Origin of the sequence: Legionella sp. PC997, from assembly GCF_014109825.1 — a bacterium.
Taxonomy (GTDB): domain Bacteria; phylum Pseudomonadota; class Gammaproteobacteria; order Legionellales; family Legionellaceae; genus Legionella.
The window spans coordinates 1-16,260 of the sequence record NZ_CP059578.1 but is presented as its reverse complement, the minus strand read 5'-3'; the positions used below and the strand labels follow the sequence as shown (position 1 = coordinate 16,260).

The following is a 16,260-nucleotide window of genomic DNA, read 5'->3' as shown; positions in this document are numbered from 1 at the left end:
ATAAAGGTTTTTAAAGAATTCATCATAGATATTGAATAAAACAATAAAACTATTTGTTCTATTATAGGTAATTTGAAAACTTAATTACTAATGATGAAAAAAATTGGTTATCTATCTGTATTCAATGAAAATACTTGAACAACTTCACAGTTTACAATCCTATAAAATGAAACATACCGAATTATAGATATTAAAAGACCAATATAGTCCTTAAGTCGGTTGGCTGTTCCATTGCTCCCCAAACCCGGTTAGTAGCTTGGGAATGCTGTAGAGGAGTCCTAATAACCCCTCAATCTATTGAGGAAAATAAACCTCCACATCCATCAGTATGGTTAGCAGGGATAATTGACTCTAAAAATAATAGTAGGCTTTGTAATGAATTTATATTTGAATATGTTAGAGCAAAACATTTTCCTAATGCAGTGTCTCGAATGAGTTGTTTATATGTATTTAAAAAGAAAAGTGATGCTAAAGTAGCTATGGATTGGGGAGGATCCCATTTTAAAAAATGAAAATTTGGTTAAAGTTAGGATCAACTCAAATAAAGTATCTAAAGTTGACTCTAAGTGGATTACTTACGCGGCATTAAATGAGGACAAAATTATAAGATGTGAATATATAAGCGTTATTGATAAATATTGGAATGGTGAACAATACGATGACGAACCCCATTGGGAGTACTTAATCGAAGGTAGCGCAGAAATACTGGATGAAAAAATTAAGGAAAAAGCTTGGAGGGAAATTAATCGCTGGATGCCTTCTAGCCTAAGTATGTTAAAAATAGCGCAAAAAGCTATTAAACTTGGTTATAGCTTTGGGCATATTGTTCCATACATTTTAAAATTATCAGACAATAAATATAAATTAACATATATTATGGATGCAAATGACCTAAAATCTGATTCTTTTTGGGAGGAATTTGATATAAATGAATTTTTTCTTCCTAATTTGACAGATATGGAAAAGGAATTTACTTTAGATAGCTATAAATTATATGGTCTTGATCTTTATACAATTCAAGATTAAGTCGCTTTATAATATAAGAACATATTTGGAAGATTATTATATGAATAAGGCCAAACAAAAGTGACAAGAATGTATCCATATGACAAATTTTATTATATCTTTTTATCTGAAGAAGTAGATAGGAATGGAAAAAGAGCAATTCGGTCCAGTTCAAGATGTATTTTTAGTTAAAGGCGATCAATTTTTGCTTAATCAATTTATTACGGATGGTACAATTATAAATCGTCTAGAAGTAGCAGAATACGATCATGTCTTTTATCAATTTCCTGCCTTAATAATTTGGAAGTTTTATCTGGAGATGGCTTCTGATGATGAGACGAAAGCCTTTGCGGTAAGTCAGTCTATCTCTCGTACCCTTCAAAAAGAACGAACAAAAGATAAAAAAAAGATTTATACGCTGGCAACGAATAATCCCAGTGATTTATTAAAATATTTTAGGTTTATTATTTCCGCCTATGTTTTTTCTTTTAACGCTTTGGAAGCATACCTTAATCTCAGAATAGACTCATTTAGTCCTGATCTTGATGATTATGTGAAATTGAAAGAATTAACTAAAAATTTTAAAACCAGTGTTTTATTGCATAAAAAAGAAGATTTGATAAAAGAATGCTCTATAGAGGATAAATTAATTGTAATTCTTCCTTATATATTACGTAAAAAATCTATTAATTATAAAGTTAGCTCTTTACACAAGACAAGTTTTAAAAGAATCCTGTTTGTTAGAAATGAACTTAATCATTATAAAAGATTAAAACAAAGAAGCTCTGCACAAAACGGAACTTTTAAAACATCTAGATTATGGAATCAATTAATACCTGCATTTAAAGATAATAAAATTAACTTAAACTTCCATCCAGCTACCTTTGTTGTTGAATTAATTAAAACTATTGAAGACAGATTCTCTAGAATTAATTAATTCGTAAAAGTCAGCCCTATTCGGGGAAGCGAAGGTAACGATTAATTCAATAAAATGTTTCATTGCTAAATTTAATTCACTACAGATATTAAAGAGTTAAATGGTATTTTTTTGAACTCAATATTCATAAGAACTATTTTTAATATCGATTAATGTTGAATTAATAAACTGACGATATCCTAGATTTTGAATAAATAGTCTAAAATTCAAGAGTTACGCTTATTGGACGATTCATCATGGTTAATCATAAATACATAATTATGTTGATTATTATTTTAATCTCAATTGCTCTATTTATTTTTAATTAAAGAGGCTATATGGCAGATATGGTTTTAATAGATTGAATGAAGGGTGGGTTAATCTCCAGTAATTATATATTTACCGTATTCGAATCGGATAGAGTAATAAGGAACTTTAAAGTCTAATATCGACTGAAAATTATTTTCGTAATCAAAATCCGCTCCAAGAACAAGAGCTTTAAGTGAATTTAAGTAGTTGACTAATAATTCATCTTCATTTTCGGTGAGCAATAGCCATCTATACTCCTCTTCATAAGACCAACATGTATTTTTTTTAAAAAACACCTCCTTTATATATGGGTAACAAAATTCATTAAATATTATTGGATCTTCTAAATATGTTTTCAAATTATTTCTATTTACTTCAGCTGATCGATGTGGAATATAGTCGTGGTACGTTACTTTATTACTAAGTAATTTATCAGACCTTACTTTTTTAATTTGTTCATTTAAAATTTCTTTATCAAAAATGAGGCATACTCCAGCATGATTATCCCCATAATGTGTCCACATTGAAGGTATTGAAAAAAATGAATTTTTTAAGCCATGAATATAACTAAATATTTTATTTTCACCCTCAATATTGCATTGAGTAGTACAGAATAATTTTATTCTTTGAGCCAATATTTTTTTTGCCTCATCTCTATCAATGACATAATTTTCAGCATAAGTACTACAATCATCCTCAAACCATGATAATTTGTTTTCATAAGGATCATTAACACTCAACGCATTCCCTAATTTAATAGTTTGGTTAGGTAAAATGAATTTTATGGCAGTTTGCGCTTTTGTATAATGTGCAACATAATTTGTTTTATACAAATCACTAATTTTTGTATTTATCCCCATTTTCTTCCTATTAACATCAGCGTCACGTATCCCCCCTCTTGCACTAGGCCAGGACTTAAATAAATTATAGACTAGAAGTTTTCTTATTAACTTCAATGTGCGGATAACGGCGTAAAGGGATGGCCAATAATGAATCTAATTAGTTTAATATGATGCTCCTTGGCGATAAATCAAACACTGTTTAATTAAATAGTTTTTAAAAATATCTATACTTACTTCACAATATACATTTGAGAATTTTCATGAAATTTACCGATATTAAGGATAATGATGTATCTCAATTAGCTATTCATTTTATAAGATTATCCGATGAGTATTTAGCAGTTTCAAAATACCTATTTACATTTCCATCGTTTTTTAATACCGCGGCTACACTCGGGCATTTAGGAATAGAGCTTCTTTTAAAAAGCTTGTGGATATGGAATAAGAAAAAAATTCCATTCACCCATGAACTGGATTATTTAGCTCAAAATTTATCTATAAATTTTTCACCTGATCAACTAAAACAATTTAAAAAAATTACTTCTTTTTTTTACCATCGTTATCTTGATGATGAAAGTCATGATTCAATTCAGAAAATACTCATAGAGATAAAAGATGAAGTTTTTCCAGGAATGGCATGTCTACCTGGTGAATTAGGTACTGATGATTGGGACAAAATATATAGGATTTACGAGGATCTTCTGGATCATCTACCGAATGAACTTTACAATGAATACGCTCGGAATGGTACAAAAATAGGAGCTCTTTATCTAAAAAATTAAATGTAATTAATAAATATTATCCATCACAAATTTTTGACTTTTTTCTTACCGCTCCAGAAAATATATACGTTATCTTACTCATTATCCTTTGTTTATGATGGATGAGGTACGTATCTATCTCAAACTATTAAGGAAAACAAATTTAGAAGGAATACTATAAATTAAATTATATTTGGGGAGCTTTTAATTGTATCAATCTTTGCCTATGCACTAAGTCTATAATGAAGAATAATTCATGTACAAAGGAGTGTAATGTAATCATGAAAAAATTTTTAATAGTTTTATCTGTTTTATATTCATCAATAATTTATGGAGCAAAGGAGATATGGTTACAGGATAGTGATTGTAAAATGCTAAGTGGGGATGGCTATTCAGTTAAAGCCATTGAAGGATCATTGATTTCTTATATATGTACAAGAGAAAATATTGTAATAACCTGTTCCACCACTACCAATACCGGTACTATGTTTAATAATAAGCCTTCTGCAATAGTGAGTTTTAAGGAGTTAGTTCTTGATGAAAATTTTATATTTTGGAAAGGGTGATTCATTTGAAGCAACAGCCCTACTAAATTTGAAATAGAAAAGATATTTGGTTAGTTCTACTTATTTTATTGAGGGAAAACTTATAAACAAATACTGCGTAGGGGAAGTTAAAAATTTTTATTTACCTCCATGAAATGAAAGTAAAGAGAAATTAATCGTTTTAAGGATAATGTTTTCTATCAATAGAATGTACCCAATAGACACTTAAACTCCGTTTAATAAAACGCTCCATTGCAATAAATGAAACAATATTTAATTGAAACAGCTTTTTAAACCGCCACAGCCCACTAAAGTTCAAATTTTATACAGAAATTAATGAGTTCATTTTAACGGTGGTTTTTCTCTAAACAAAAATTTTTATTACCTGCTTTAAAATCAAATTGTTTATTTCTCCTATATTTAGATTAACCTCAGGAGATTAAAAATGAACTTATCAAAAAAAATACTTATTATTTTATTGCTATTACCTATTACAAGCTATGCCGTAACTTACACTTGTAACATAATAAAAAAATTGGGTTTTGAGCACGAATACTCCAAAGAAGAATTAGATAAACATCCCTTTTTTACACTTCTGGAAACTTCTGAAGATATTACATATATTTCGAGATGCATTTACTTTAATAAAAAACTACAATGTAAGAAAATGTTAGTAGATAAAATTGTACATGATAACAACGTTAACATAACGAAATTTTATGTTTTTGAACCTCAATATAATTTCCAGTTATTTCATAATTTATCTGGTATTGAAGATAATGGCAGAGGAGACATATCATTTGAAAAATGCACGGTTAATTAATTATTTTAGAATTATTAAAAATATTTTTATATGAATTATTGAGAAACATTATCCATCACACACTCTTGATTATTGATCTTCTAACGCGCAAACAAACCCATAGGTTCCTTTTCTCTTTCCTATCTATTCCAGGTTATTTGAGATAGATAGATACGTTATCTATCTCAAATAAAAAGCTATAATTAACTATTAAAGGATGATAGCAATTACATTAAAAATCAAAGACAGGTGTCTCATACAATTCTATTGATTAAAAAATTCTTAAAGTTGAGTAGCATAAAAGGATTTATCGGCCGTTCAGATGGCTAGTGATTGAGCGATATAGGGATATAATACATGACTCACAGTAATTGGATACAACGAAAGAAAAGAAGACAGGAAAGCAAAGATCAATTATCTACAGTAAATAATAACAAATCCTACTGTATGATCATTCACTATTCTTGTGAATCTTTTTATAAAATTGTTGATGGCCACACTCCTAGAGTTACATCCATAGCTATAAGAAACTTTGAAAATGGCCAAACGCATTCATTTTCTATTCATAAGTCTGCAGAAGAAGAACACATTGCCCAAGATCAGATCGAAAATCACTACGATAAATTAGAAAGAAAAATGTTAGATCAATATTTCATCTTTCTTTCTAACAAGAATAGCTATAAGTTTATACATTGGAATATGAGAGATATTAATTTTGGTTTTCAAGCAATAGAGCATCGTTATAAAGTTTTAAATGGTGAGCCCGTAATAATTAATGACTTAAATAAAATTGATCTTGCTAGAGTTCTCATAGGGCTCTATGGAATTAAATATATCAGCCATGGAGAGCATGGCCGCCTAAATGAATTATTAAAACATAATAAAATTACTATGAAAGACATTCTCACGGGTGAAGAGGAGGCAGATGCCTTTGAAAAAAGAGAGTTCGTAAAATTACATCAATCCACTCTTAGGAAATCAGATGCATTAGCCAATATTCTAGAGCGTACTCTCGATGGGACTTTAAGAACAAAAGCAAAATGGGTTGATATATATGGAGTACATCCGAGTACCATAATAGAGCTTATAAAAAATCATTGGATCTACTCATTATTAGGAATAATTATTCTCTTGGGAGGAATCTATAAGTTTTGGGTTCATTATCTATAAAAATTATTTTTTAATAAACTTTGTTTTATGGACTTAGTTTTTGAACACTATCTAGGATTAATTTAGACTAGAAAATGCATTATAGTGATTGTTCACAAACCCATCGTTATATGAACTAGTATCATGCTTTTTCAGCCTTATTCTTTACTTAATCTATACAGTCAGTTTAAAAGGGTAATGTCACCCATTTGCACATTTAGCCTTGCTCTCTTAGTAGGGTATACAAAGGTAATTTCAAAGCTTCAAATCTATTCATTAAATAGCAGCAATGAAGGTGATGTATTTTTAGAAACCAAAGACAAAATTAATAAGAAGTTGTACGATCATTAAAATGACTGCAGCGCTAACAGCTGTAATCCATCCATCTATTGTAAAACTTGGTAGGATTCCTGCTGCAATGCCAAGGATTATCGCATTTAACACAAATGTAAACAGGCCTAGGGTCAGAATATTAATTGGCAGTGTTAGGATAAAAAGAATCGGTTTTATAATTGCATTTAAAAATCCAACGACCAAACTTGCAATCATCGCGGCTTTAAAATCTTTAAGGTGAAAACCCTTCACTAATCTTGAAGTGATAAGTAGGGCAATTGCAGAGAAAATCCAAACTAAAATAATATTTAACATAATAGACTCCCAAGTAATTTATACTTTAGCTTCTTAGTAGAACCAGTCCATTAATTTCATTAACGCTTTTCGTGTATTTAAACGAGATTTTGTAACAAATCAGTTTCTTTTACAGTAGTATTATTTGCACTATTTTATCAAAAGTACGTTTTTCTGCGTGTTACCTATCCTCATGCCCAGAGGTGATTCGCATAAAGACAAACCATCCTGAATAAAATTATCAGGAAGCGGAATTCTAGAGCCTTCTAATCCAGGATCCAAATTCGGTTTCCAAATTTCTTCGTATCCTCTTTGAGGAAAAAGAACTTTATTATTTTTATGTAGCTGATCGCTAAAATAGTTCTCCAGTTTTACAAGGAAAACTATTCATTACATAAAAATTTACTTATCTTTAATTACGTCATTAACATATCTAAAGATTGCGATTTAACTAATTTCTCTTTCGGTTTGGCCTTAAAGAACGAGGAAGAATTAAACTGATATTGGGCTCCACAACTAACCCTTACAAATTTACTGGCAATCAATCTCTTTACATCTAAAGGTAATTCATTAATCTCGTTTAAATAAGCCAATTGTTTGCCTACATTTAATATTATATTGCCATTATTATTAAAATTACAAAATTGCTTATAAAGAAAAGGCCACAAACCTCTTAGCAACTCCTCGTGCTGCCTTATTGTTTTTCCTTTAAAGAGGTTGTTATTACGTAAATCAACGGCTAAGTAACTCTCGCTTCTAACCAGAACGGATAATGCCTCTGCAAGACCAACCTCAGATTGTTGCCCCAAACTATTCCCGGATAAGTTAAGGAAAGTAAAAACCTTGTGTAGTCCCTGCAGTCCTATTTTAAGTGAGTATACATATTTTCCTAGATCATTATGAGACAAATCAAGTTCAATAACATGTTTTTCAAAGCCTGAAAGCATTTTTTTCATTGCTTTTCCTTGAGCTTGAATAAGGGATTCATAGTTTTTTAAATCCTTGGTTAAATCAATTCCCATAAGATTCAGTTGATTATGAGCTAAGCTCACATGATGAACAGATTTCGGAAAACTAGATGCCATTTGTTGTAGCTGTTTTGGACTTCTGCAGCAAAGGTGATTATCGGCTTATCGTTTTTAAATTAGGTTCTCTGTACAGTTCTTTAAACTTAACTGTTGTTGCACCAGCAGGTATATTATTAATCTGAGAAGTTAAAGGAATGTTTTTGTCAATTATAATAGTATACATAATATTAAAAATCATATTAAAAAGAAGTTATAATTCTAACGCAGAGTACTTATTTAAAGATGAATTGATGTACGTATTTTGTGCAGTTTGTATCTTTGCAAAAGCCACTTTATAATATTTCAATAACTGTTCACTATTGATCATTTAATTCAAAGAAACAGAGTTAGAAGCAAATTAGACTCCTCAATAAAACAAGGTCAAATCTATCAAATATAGATAATTTCATTAAAACAACATGGGCTTAAAAAAACTTTTTGATTTCACCTGAAAGCTCTCTACTATAAACTTTCTGTAGTAAGTCGGGCCATCAATGGTTCATCTACGCTTTTTCAATCAATGATAGGTGGCGGAGTATTAATTATCTTACACTGGCTCATTGCACATTGGACTTTTAAAAGTCATCGTGCAGGTAAAATTTTAAAAGGCGAATCTAAGATAGTCATTTGTAACGGTAAAGTAAATTGGGATGTTTTACGAAAAAATCAAATTACAAAAGACGATATAATGGAAAGTGTAAGAGAAACAATTCATCTTGACACATTGGATAATATCAAAGAAGCACGTCTTGAAAGAACAGGAAAGTTAAGTTTTGTTTTGAAAAAATAATTTTTCAATCTTAGTAAAATTGATTCTTTTGCCCATAATCTATTCTATTGAAGAGGTTTTAAATGTTCGAACAACTTCTTTCGTATAATTATTTATAATTATACCTTTGTAAGGAATTTTTTGACTATCCGCCTTAGCAATCATCCAGATATATAGGCCATCAAGATCGTCACTGTTTCGTTCATCGATGATTTCATCTTCTATATATATCTTTGCAGTATAAATACACATAAATTGTTATCCTTTAAAAACTTGATTCTAGAGTTTCCCCCTATTATCAAAAGGAACAATTTTTATTGATGTTGGCTCCTTTAGTGGATTTATAATATTTTTTTTTATCCATTTTTGGTTTTAATATTATAAATTTTAGTAGTGAAAATTTATAAGTAACTTTGTTTTCTTTTGTATTGCACCTTTATTTAATTTCTTGAAAATTATATTTAACTTCAAAATTATTTTTTGCTTTGTAGTTCATATACTAACTCGACAATGTTAAGCATGTATTGTCGTGTAAAAGGCTTCATGCATTGAATTTGTTTTTTTTGTAGGTGGAGGGAATTTTGTTCAGGGTTATAGGTTATTTTTATAATAGGTGTGGTTTGGTTGTGGATCGAGCTGTCGTGAATTAGTTCAACAAGCTCGTTAAAGACAATGTTGGTTAATTTTTCATCAACTAAAATCACATCGTAGCGTCTCATTGAAGCTAGCTCTAACCCTGAAACTGCATCTGAAGCCATATCTACCTTATGCTGCAACTGCGATAAATGAGTGCGCATTATGATGCGTTCTCCTAATGATTCATCGATTATTAAAAAAAGTATTGGGTTTTCCATAGACGACTTATAGTTAAGTTTATAACTTTAAGAAATAATATTGAAAGTTATAAGTAGTAGTCTTTTACAATCCAGATTCAACTCATGTTATTAACTTTGAATTTAATCTAACTCTTATTATTAGGATAGTACTTATTTAATTTGTTGCAATTATGTAATGAATAGTATGATTTGACTTGATCAGATCATGAGCATTTTACATTTGTTTTATAAGTTATTTTTTAAAAATTATTAATAAAAATAATTTCAAAAATAGTAGATTTGTTATGTTTTGATTAAATTAAAAACATACTGAATTAAAATACAAACCTTCAAATGTTTACTTCTTGGGGACTTGAGTCTATAACTTTTATCCAGGGTTCCCCCCGCAGATATTTTAAAGCTGCAAGCGGTGTAGTGAAAATTCTATTTTAAAGAATTAGAAGAGACTCTCTATTTTAATAGAATTAATTTTTATTTAGATTGGTAAAATAGTAGATTTTTTTTATAAGTTCTGCTAATGTTTTCACTTCCATTTTTCTCATAACATTTGCTCTGTGAACTTCTACTGTAGAGATAGAAATTTTTAGTAAAGCAGCCATTTGTTTGTTGAGTTTGCCTTCTACGATTAAATCCATGACTTCTTTTTCGCGTTTACTTAATCTATTGATTTGCTCTTCAATTTTGTCTGGGATATTATAGTTTTTAATTAAGCATCGTTGGCTAGCTTCTAACAATGTTTGCTGATTTACAGGTTTTACAAAAAAGTCTTCAGCACCTGCTTTCATGGCTCTTACAGCCATAGTCACATCACCGTATCCTGTAACTACAATGGCTGGTATTTTGATATTATGAGCTTGTAAATGCTCTAAAAGTTCTAAACCACTCATTCCTGGCATTCTAACATCTAGAATGAGACATCCAGTTTTTTTATTATAACTATTTAAAAAGTCATTAGCATTTTGATAAGCATAAGCTTCTATATGAACAGATTTAAATAAATGTAAATATGCCTCACAAGTTATTAAATCATCATCGACAATAGATACATTAGAGTTTTTGGTATCAATGGGTTTAATCATATCCCTTGAACTTCCTACCTATTTCCCTTAGGTTTTTTCATGATAATTCAGTAAATTCCTTAGTGCAAGAAAAATATTATTCTTAATGAGTCTCTATTAATTTAATAGAAATTGTACAACCCTTTAGGCAACTTCTTTAAATAATGATTTACCATTTTTATAATTCATAAATTGTTTTAAAACCAATTCTATGGTTTGACTCGAGAAATTTCTCCCTGCTAAAAAACGACATAGATCATCGGGTGTTTTGTTCGAGTTCGAAAAAAAATGTCCTCTCACTTCATCCATAGCCCTAAATTGTTCAGGCAATAAAGAATTAATTGCCTCTTTAACTAAATCAGAATCTATTCCTTTTTGTTCTAACATTCTTAAAATGAACCGATCGCCTTTGTGTGAATAATGGGTCGCAATATTAATGGCTAATTGTTTTTCATTAAGTATTTCAAGTTCATTAAGGCGAGTTATTACCGAATTCACTGCTTTATCTAACTCTGGCAAACTTCCAAATTCTTGCTCCAATTTATTTCTCAATTCTTTTTCACTGTAATTTTTCTCAGATAAATACATAATTGCAGCATCCATCAATGAAGTCATATTATTTTCCAGGGGGCAGAGTATTTTTTACATAGGTTAAGCTTTAAAATATAGTAATAATTTAAATAAATTCAATATTAATTGAACAATTATTAACATCCTGGAAGAACACTTTTCTTTCTTTTCATATTAATGAATTAGATTTAAAAATTTTTTTCCATATACTCTCAAATAGATTGGTCTGATATAAAGCTCAAAATGAAAACTTTTTTAACAACTCATAGATTAATAATTTGCGAACCCTCGTCTAATGATTTTGATAATTTATATAACCTTCAATCAAATTCAAAAGTGATGAAATTTATAGGCAATGGAAGGAGGAATAAAAAGGAGGCAAGGACTGGATTGGAAAAGGCCATCAGTCACTTTCAAAAGCATCAATTTAGCCTTGGTTCTGTTTATGAAATAGATTCAGGCCAATTTATCGGTAGAGCTGGTTTAATTTATTTTAATTATGATGATAATCAAGTGAACATCGAATTGGCTTATGCTCTTTTACCTGAATATTGGGGGAAGGGATATGCAACAGAATTAACCAAATCTTTAATTCTTTGGGGATTTGATAATCTATCAATCCAAAAACTTATCGCTGTTGTCCACCCCGACAATATCGCCTCTCAAAAAGTACTTTCAAAATCAGGGATGATAAATACAAGTGTGATTAAGTATTGGGATAAAGAAGTTTTACAGTTTGAGATTTATAAGCAAAAGAGTGATTTAAATTAAAAATAGAAATTTCTATCTTTGTTAATTTCTATTTTCAATTTTTATCATCTAAGTTAAGCGATTGTTTTTTTCCAATTAGCCAAATGTCTTTCCATGGGTCAACTCTTAGGGAATTCAATCGTTTTTGAATGGTAAAAATATTATAAAAAGTATCTTCAATATTATTTGTTAGCTCATCCCAATGAATGGGAGTTGCTACAGGCGCATGAGGACGTGCTCGGGTTGAGTATGGTCCAATGGCTGCATCCCATTGGTTACGTAGATAATCAATAAAAATCTTTCCTACCCTTTTGGCTTTAGACATTTCACTGACATAATGATTCGGATGAATTTTTTCTAATGTCTCAACAAAAGAATGGGTAAATTCTTTGATTACGTCCCAATTATGTTCAGGCTTAATTGGAACCACTACATGTAAGCCTTTACCGCCAGTAGTTTTAACAAAGGAAGTTAAATTAAACTCTTTTAAGAATTGTCTTACTTCAAAAGCACTTTCAACCACCCTACTCCACGGGACTTCAGGAGATGGGTCTAAATCAAATATGAGTACATCAGGAAACTTGAGATGAGATACCTGACTACCCCATGGGTGAATCTCTAATACACCCATTTGCGCAAGCCCTAATAAACCCTCTCTATTTGTGAGATACATATAATCACTTATCTCATGGTCTTTAGGTGATTCAATTGAGACTTTTTGAAGTTCTTTGGAGGATGATTTGTTGAACATTTTTTGATAAAAGCACTCTTTATAATCACTGGGACAACGAACAAGAGTTAAAGGACGGTTTTGAATATGAGGCAACATAAAATTACACACATGCTCATAATAATCAAACACCATCTGTTTGGTAATACCATCTTCAGGATATAAGATTTTCTCTGGATGGGTTAAGCGAATATGCTTTGTTGGTTGCAAATTTTCTTGAGTAATGAAGTCTCGATTAATTTCTTCAAATGATTTTGCTTCTTCTTTGGTCACTTGATTTGCGTTGATATCTTCTCGTAAACCTTTAAAACTGGGATGTCTTAAAATTCCTTCAGAGGTCCATTCAATGTATTCCACTTCACATACCAACTCAGGTTTGACCCATATGGCTGTTTTATACCCTGGTGGATTTTTCAAAGAAAATGGGTTCTTTGGGCTAATTCGCTCATTGAGTTTTAAAGTAACTTCTCTAAGTGTAGCGGCACTAAATCCTGTGCCAACATTGCCACAGTAAATCAAATCACCTTTTGAGTTATAATATCCCAAATACAAAGAGCCTAAATGCGTGCGTGAACCTTGAGGTGGTGTATATCCACCTATAACAAATTCTTGCTTCTTTGTACATTTTAACTTCAACCAGGTCTTAGTCCTTTTGGTTTGATAAGTACTTAGCGCTAATTTCGATATAATACCCTCTAAAGAATAAGCACAAGCTTTTTCATATACTTCATTCCCTGAGCCCACAATATGGGGGCTATAGTGAAAAATAGGATGAAAGTCGGGAATAAGGGACTTTAGAATCTCTTTCCGCTTGAGTAATGGGAGTGAACACAGATTCCATTTATCGTAATATACGATATCAAACAGATAATAAATAAATTGTTTGTCTGTTCTTCCCTTAATTGAATTTTGCATGAGCTGGAAATTAGGACGACTCTCCTCATCTAAGATAACTAATTCTCCATCAAGTAATAAATTCTTAATAGGAAGTTTCGCTATCGCATCCGCTACAACCCTAAATTCTTTAGTCCAATTTTTATGGTTGCGAGACATCATGCGCACCGAACTCCCCTCTTTAAAAGCAAGCATGCGATAGCCATCATATTTTATTTCATGTATCCATTCATTACCTTCAGGTGCCTCTTTAGCTAGAGTTGCTAACTGTGGTGATAAGCTTTGAGGAAAAGGTGATTCGGGTAAATCTAATTTAAACCCTTTAAAAAGTGCACGTTTTCTAGGAGCTTGTGAGCTTACATTTTCTCTTATTTCTTCCACCTTGAGTCCACTGACAACGCTTTGAGGTTCTTTTTCAGTGATATCAAACGATTCCAAAGGACGCGCAAAATCATCGTCATATTTTTTTAAAAACCAAGTCCCCTCCCCTCTGATTTTGAATATATCCCAGCGCCCGCCTAGTTTTTTAGCATGTAAAATGAAGCGTAAATGCCCTTTGTTGTAAGCTTTCAAAGGGTCTTCATCTATAGGTTCCCATTTTCCAGTATCCCAGATAATCATCCTTCCACTGCCATATTCTCCTTTTGGAATAAAACCCTCAAACTTTAAATATTCCACAGGATGGTCTTCGGTGTGCATGGCTAATCGTTTTACATCAGGGTCTAAGCACGGTCCTTTAGGAATTGCCCAACTTTTTAATACTCCATCTAATTCCATACGAAAATCATAATGCAGGTGACTTGCTTTATGCATTTGAATTACGAAACGATGGTAGTTACGGTGATGTATTTTACCCTTTGGTTCAGGAGTTTTAGAAAAGTCCCTTTTTTGATGATAATGCTCTAGACCCATATTTATATTTCCATTTTGTTGAGTCAGAATGACAAAAACCACCCTAAGGTGGTTTTCGCAGTAGGAAAATGTACTTGAGGCAAAGCTCAAAGCACTCACCCTACATTATAAATATAGACCATCATTTATTAATTTCAAAAATAAATACTCATTTGAATTAGCCTGGAATATTTCGAGGATCGTTACCATGACTGTCCTTAGTATCAATCCTTCCCTGTTTATCATGAATAACAAGCTCAGTATGTTCTTTACTGCTAAGTTCCCGAGCTTTGTTAACTGCTTCCTCTTTAGTATCAAAATGAAATTTTTTGGAATGATGTGTTTGTTTAATATCCCAGCCTCCTTGGGCATTGGGAACAACATGATGCTCTTTATTCATTTTTTCTTCCTCCATGTAGCGAAATTTTGAGATGAAATTGTCATAGAAGCTACCCTTAATTATAGCTAAATCCTATTTAAGTTAACTTAACCCGCGGAACTTCACTCCAACGTGTTGTATAGGCTGGTGATTTTAATTCTGCGCGCATCGCCCAAGGTTTTGAATATCCCTCAGCTGCTAGTCGAATGGTGCTTCTTCCGTATTTCTGATTAATTTCGTCAAATACATCCATTAAATCATCTTTATGTTGTATTTGTTCATCACTAGGCTGATGAAACATATCTAGTTGTCTTTGATTTTTTGGAATTAAGTCCTCAAGACAAATTCCAGCTTTTTTATAATAATATCCCGATTTGAATATACGTCGCAGGCATCTTTTTGCAATTTTGGTAATAAGGCGTAAGTCATCTGTTGCATTGATAAAGCGAAACTCCATTGATTGATAGTATTGTGCCAAATCTTCTCGAAATCGATTTGTATGAACAAAAATGTACATGCGCTGCGCCACAAGATTTTGACCACGCATTTTTTCAACCGCACGTGCACAGTGGCTGCTAACTGATTGTGCTACAGCAGAAAACTCTGTTTGCATCTGCCCAAAACTTTTCGAAGACATAATACTTTGCTTGGGCTCAATTTCCTCCAAACCGCCACATGCAATTCCTTGAAGCTCCATTGCAGTACGCATCAAAATGACATTAAAGTTTTTTCTTAAAAGATGAGTATTCGTCACTGATAAATCATATGCAGTATAGATGCCTCTAGCAGTAAGTTTTTTATCCCATTGCCGCCCTACTCCCCAGACATCTCCCACTGCTATTTGTTTTAGGAGTAATTCGCGATTGGTTGTGACATTAAACACGGGAATCTTATATACCTTTTTACATAAATGATTGGCAATCTTTGCTAAGGTTTTGGTGGGCCCAATACCAATTGAAGTAGGAATGCCCGTATGTTTAAGTATTTTCTTTTGCAATTCCTGACAAAATGTATCGTGAAATTCAGCTGGCAAACTGCTTAAATCAAGAAAAGCCTCATCAATTGAGTAAATTTCCACATGCGGCCAGTTTTCTTCAATGGTACACATTACCCGATGACTGATATTTCCATATAAGGTGTAATTAGAAGAAAATGCTTTTACTCCATGCTGTTGGCATAGGGCTTTAATTTTAAAATAAGGCTCGCCCATGGCGATACCTAAAGCTTTTGCTTCATTAGAACGAGCAATACAGCAACCATCATTATTGGATAACACCACAATAGGTGTTTCTTTTAGGTCAGGTCGAAACAGTTGCTCGCAGCTGGCATAAAAATTATTACAATCAACAAGGGCGAACAT

Annotated in this window: 19 protein-coding genes; 9 read left to right on the top strand and 10 right to left on the bottom strand. The window is 31.5% G+C overall.

Annotated elements, in window-relative coordinates; translation table 11 throughout:
• The first annotated feature begins 203 nt into the window (after positions 1 to 203).
• From HBNCFIEN_RS17925 to HBNCFIEN_RS17285, 3 genes are all read left to right on the top strand, one after another.
• On the top strand, positions 204 to 512 hold the full coding sequence (locus HBNCFIEN_RS17925; RefSeq protein WP_182393807.1) for a DUF2441 domain-containing protein: 309 nt from the start codon (positions 204 to 206) through the stop codon (positions 510 to 512).
• A gap of 4 nt (positions 513 to 516) precedes the next feature.
• On the top strand, positions 517 to 1,026 hold the full coding sequence (locus HBNCFIEN_RS17290) for a hypothetical protein (protein WP_182393788.1): 510 nt from the start codon (positions 517 to 519) through the stop codon (positions 1,024 to 1,026).
• A gap of 124 nt (positions 1,027 to 1,150) precedes the next feature.
• The gene (locus HBNCFIEN_RS17285; RefSeq protein WP_182393787.1) at positions 1,151 to 1,942 is read left to right on the top strand and encodes a hypothetical protein; all 792 of its coding nucleotides are present in this window, start codon (positions 1,151 to 1,153) and stop codon (positions 1,940 to 1,942) included.
• Between the two features lie 356 nt (positions 1,943 to 2,298).
• On the opposite strand, the gene HBNCFIEN_RS17280 is transcribed toward HBNCFIEN_RS17285, so the two are convergent.
• Positions 2,299 to 3,090, bottom strand: coding sequence for a DUF2971 domain-containing protein (locus HBNCFIEN_RS17280; protein WP_182393786.1), 792 nt, complete (start codon positions 3,088 to 3,090; stop codon positions 2,299 to 2,301).
• 242 nt (positions 3,091 to 3,332) lie between these two features.
• Between HBNCFIEN_RS17280 and HBNCFIEN_RS17275 the strand changes: the two genes are divergently transcribed.
• The 4 genes from HBNCFIEN_RS17275 to HBNCFIEN_RS17260 all read left to right on the top strand — a co-directional run bounded on the left by HBNCFIEN_RS17275 (position 3,333) and on the right by HBNCFIEN_RS17260 (position 6,350).
• Entirely contained in the window at positions 3,333 to 3,854 is a 522-nt protein-coding gene (locus tag HBNCFIEN_RS17275) for a HEPN domain-containing protein (RefSeq protein ID WP_182393785.1), read from the top strand.
• Between the two features lie 260 nt (positions 3,855 to 4,114).
• Positions 4,115 to 4,399 (top strand): hypothetical protein, encoded by a 285-nt coding sequence (locus HBNCFIEN_RS17270; RefSeq protein WP_182393784.1) that lies wholly within the window; start codon positions 4,115 to 4,117, stop codon positions 4,397 to 4,399.
• Positions 4,400 to 4,823: 424 nt separating this feature from the next.
• Complete coding sequence (locus HBNCFIEN_RS17265) at positions 4,824 to 5,201, top strand: hypothetical protein (protein WP_182393783.1); 378 nt, start codon at positions 4,824 to 4,826, stop codon at positions 5,199 to 5,201.
• Between the two features lie 336 nt (positions 5,202 to 5,537).
• Positions 5,538 to 6,350, top strand: coding sequence for a hypothetical protein (locus HBNCFIEN_RS17260; protein WP_182393782.1), 813 nt, complete (start codon positions 5,538 to 5,540; stop codon positions 6,348 to 6,350).
• A 285-nt stretch (positions 6,351 to 6,635) separates the two neighbouring features.
• On the opposite strand, the gene HBNCFIEN_RS17255 is transcribed toward HBNCFIEN_RS17260, so the two are convergent.
• Positions 6,636 to 6,977 (bottom strand): phage holin family protein, encoded by a 342-nt coding sequence (locus HBNCFIEN_RS17255; RefSeq protein WP_182393781.1) that lies wholly within the window; start codon positions 6,975 to 6,977, stop codon positions 6,636 to 6,638.
• A gap of 395 nt (positions 6,978 to 7,372) precedes the next feature.
• Positions 7,373 to 7,978 carry a hypothetical protein gene (locus tag HBNCFIEN_RS17250; protein ID WP_182393780.1) on the bottom strand — a complete coding sequence of 202 codons (606 nt, stop codon included), beginning with the start codon at positions 7,976 to 7,978 and terminating at the stop codon, positions 7,373 to 7,375.
• 565 nt (positions 7,979 to 8,543) lie between these two features.
• On the opposite strand from HBNCFIEN_RS17250, the gene HBNCFIEN_RS17245 reads away from it, so the two are divergent.
• Positions 8,544 to 8,813, top strand: a complete 270-nt coding sequence (locus HBNCFIEN_RS17245; RefSeq protein ID WP_182393779.1) for a YetF domain-containing protein — start codon at positions 8,544 to 8,546, stop codon at positions 8,811 to 8,813.
• 39 nt (positions 8,814 to 8,852) lie between these two features.
• Here the strand turns inward: HBNCFIEN_RS17245 and HBNCFIEN_RS17240 are convergent, their stop codons facing one another.
• From HBNCFIEN_RS17240 to HBNCFIEN_RS17225, 4 genes are all read right to left on the bottom strand, one after another.
• Positions 8,853 to 9,044 carry a hypothetical protein gene (locus HBNCFIEN_RS17240; protein ID WP_182393778.1) on the bottom strand — a complete coding sequence of 64 codons (192 nt, stop codon included), beginning with the start codon at positions 9,042 to 9,044 and terminating at the stop codon, positions 8,853 to 8,855.
• Positions 9,045 to 9,265: 221 nt separating this feature from the next.
• On the bottom strand, positions 9,266 to 9,589 hold the full coding sequence (locus HBNCFIEN_RS17235; RefSeq protein WP_255464437.1) for a response regulator: 324 nt from the start codon (positions 9,587 to 9,589) through the stop codon (positions 9,266 to 9,268).
• A gap of 503 nt (positions 9,590 to 10,092) precedes the next feature.
• The gene (locus HBNCFIEN_RS17230) at positions 10,093 to 10,707 is read right to left on the bottom strand and encodes a response regulator transcription factor (RefSeq protein ID WP_255464436.1); all 615 of its coding nucleotides are present in this window, start codon (positions 10,705 to 10,707) and stop codon (positions 10,093 to 10,095) included.
• A 123-nt stretch (positions 10,708 to 10,830) separates the two neighbouring features.
• A complete protein-coding gene (locus HBNCFIEN_RS17225; protein WP_182393776.1) occupies positions 10,831 to 11,301 on the bottom strand; it encodes a regulatory protein RecX in 471 nt (156 codons plus the stop codon).
• Between the two features lie 198 nt (positions 11,302 to 11,499).
• On the opposite strand from HBNCFIEN_RS17225, the gene HBNCFIEN_RS17220 reads away from it, so the two are divergent.
• Positions 11,500 to 12,027, top strand: a complete 528-nt coding sequence (locus HBNCFIEN_RS17220; RefSeq protein ID WP_182393775.1) for a GNAT family N-acetyltransferase — start codon at positions 11,500 to 11,502, stop codon at positions 12,025 to 12,027.
• A 34-nt stretch (positions 12,028 to 12,061) separates the two neighbouring features.
• Here HBNCFIEN_RS17220 and ligD read toward each other — a convergent pair whose 3' ends face one another.
• The 3 genes from ligD to HBNCFIEN_RS17205 all read right to left on the bottom strand — a co-directional run bounded on the left by ligD (position 12,062) and on the right by HBNCFIEN_RS17205 (position 16,260).
• Positions 12,062 to 14,542 (bottom strand): DNA ligase D, encoded by a 2,481-nt coding sequence (ligD, locus tag HBNCFIEN_RS17215; protein WP_182393774.1) that lies wholly within the window; start codon positions 14,540 to 14,542, stop codon positions 12,062 to 12,064.
• Positions 14,543 to 14,699: 157 nt separating this feature from the next.
• A complete protein-coding gene (locus HBNCFIEN_RS17210) occupies positions 14,700 to 14,921 on the bottom strand; it encodes a DUF2188 domain-containing protein (RefSeq protein ID WP_182393773.1) in 222 nt (73 codons plus the stop codon).
• A 76-nt stretch (positions 14,922 to 14,997) separates the two neighbouring features.
• Entirely contained in the window at positions 14,998 to 16,260 is a 1,263-nt protein-coding gene (locus HBNCFIEN_RS17205; protein WP_182393772.1) for a Y-family DNA polymerase, read from the bottom strand.

Excerpts from the sequence above, each read along its gene's own strand:
- HBNCFIEN_RS17285 (WP_182393787.1), top strand. The coding sequence starts at position 1,151 with ATGGAAAAAGAGCAATTCGGTCCAGTTCAAGATGTATTTTTAGTTAAA.
- HBNCFIEN_RS17280 (WP_182393786.1), bottom strand. The coding sequence starts at position 3,090 with ATGGGGATAAATACAAAAATTAGTGATTTGTATAAAACAAATTATGTT.
- HBNCFIEN_RS17275 (WP_182393785.1), top strand. The coding sequence starts at position 3,333 with ATGAAATTTACCGATATTAAGGATAATGATGTATCTCAATTAGCTATT.
- HBNCFIEN_RS17270 (WP_182393784.1), top strand. The coding sequence starts at position 4,115 with ATGAAAAAATTTTTAATAGTTTTATCTGTTTTATATTCATCAATAATT.
- HBNCFIEN_RS17265 (WP_182393783.1), top strand. The coding sequence starts at position 4,824 with ATGAACTTATCAAAAAAAATACTTATTATTTTATTGCTATTACCTATT.
- HBNCFIEN_RS17260 (WP_182393782.1), top strand. The coding sequence starts at position 5,538 with ATGACTCACAGTAATTGGATACAACGAAAGAAAAGAAGACAGGAAAGC.
- HBNCFIEN_RS17255 (WP_182393781.1), bottom strand. The coding sequence starts at position 6,977 with ATGTTAAATATTATTTTAGTTTGGATTTTCTCTGCAATTGCCCTACTT.
- HBNCFIEN_RS17250 (WP_182393780.1), bottom strand. The coding sequence starts at position 7,978 with ATGGGAATTGATTTAACCAAGGATTTAAAAAACTATGAATCCCTTATT.
- HBNCFIEN_RS17245 (WP_182393779.1), top strand. The coding sequence starts at position 8,544 with ATGATAGGTGGCGGAGTATTAATTATCTTACACTGGCTCATTGCACAT.
- HBNCFIEN_RS17240 (WP_182393778.1), bottom strand. The coding sequence starts at position 9,044 with ATGTGTATTTATACTGCAAAGATATATATAGAAGATGAAATCATCGAT.
- HBNCFIEN_RS17235 (WP_255464437.1), bottom strand. The coding sequence starts at position 9,589 with ATGCGCACTCATTTATCGCAGTTGCAGCATAAGGTAGATATGGCTTCA.
- HBNCFIEN_RS17230 (WP_255464436.1), bottom strand. The coding sequence starts at position 10,707 with ATGATTAAACCCATTGATACCAAAAACTCTAATGTATCTATTGTCGAT.
- HBNCFIEN_RS17225 (WP_182393776.1), bottom strand. The coding sequence starts at position 11,301 with ATGACTTCATTGATGGATGCTGCAATTATGTATTTATCTGAGAAAAAT.
- HBNCFIEN_RS17220 (WP_182393775.1), top strand. The coding sequence starts at position 11,500 with ATGAAAACTTTTTTAACAACTCATAGATTAATAATTTGCGAACCCTCG.
- ligD (WP_182393774.1), bottom strand. The coding sequence starts at position 14,542 with ATGGGTCTAGAGCATTATCATCAAAAAAGGGACTTTTCTAAAACTCCT.
- HBNCFIEN_RS17210 (WP_182393773.1), bottom strand. The coding sequence starts at position 14,921 with ATGAATAAAGAGCATCATGTTGTTCCCAATGCCCAAGGAGGCTGGGAT.
- HBNCFIEN_RS17205 (WP_182393772.1), bottom strand. The coding sequence starts at position 16,260 with ATGTTCGCCCTTGTTGATTGTAATAATTTTTATGCCAGCTGCGAGCAA.